Origin of the sequence: Paenibacillus sp. 2TAF8, assembly GCF_052114825.1 — a bacterium.
Taxonomy (GTDB): Bacteria; Bacillota; Bacilli; order Paenibacillales; family Paenibacillaceae; genus Paenibacillus.
In genome coordinates this window covers 1-612 of sequence record NZ_JBFRFN010000058.1, presented here as the reverse complement: position 1 = coordinate 612, position 612 = coordinate 1, and the positions used below count along the sequence as shown (strand labels likewise).

General features: G+C 47.4%; 1 protein-coding gene. It reads left to right on the top strand.

Annotated elements, in window-relative coordinates; translation table 11 throughout:
• Positions 1 to 612: hypothetical protein (locus AB4Z30_RS29920; protein ID WP_441931227.1), on the top strand; the 612-nt coding region annotated here is incomplete at both ends.

The following is a 612-nucleotide window of genomic DNA, read 5'->3' as shown; positions in this document are numbered from 1 at the left end:
GGAAGTCAGCTTGCGGACAAGATCGCAACAGCATTTGGGACAACCATTCCGGATTGGATTGTATCTGCCAATGGGACGAAAGTGGTCTTCACAGCCAAACTTCCGGCAGCGAATAATAGTAAAGCTCTGGCAAGACTTTCCGGGTTAAATACAGGAATCGGCATGCCGGATAGTAAGATTACAACCGCAGGGGCTGTACCGATGACGGATACAGCACAGGTAGTAACACTAGCAATCGAAAATGGAGCAACAGCTCCAGGTTCATATTATGTCTATTTTACAAATGGGGAAGCGCCGATCCGAAAAGATGTTTCTATTATAGGYACAGAAACGGCAACGGAAGTAGCATCGAAAATAGCCGTAGCCTTTGGGACATCCATATCGGGGTGGAGTGCAACCGCCGATGGATCCAAAGTACACTTTACATCGCARCAACCGGGYACGAATAACGARCATGTTCGGATATATGCATTGGAGGCATCAGGAGTSGGWGCGCCYTCAGGCACAACTACAGTTGCCGGAAATCCAGCGACTAATACATCTCAGGTAGTAACATTAAGTTTGCCTGGTTATGARAGTAGTGAGGGGCCGATAGGTGTTAAATTTATGGAC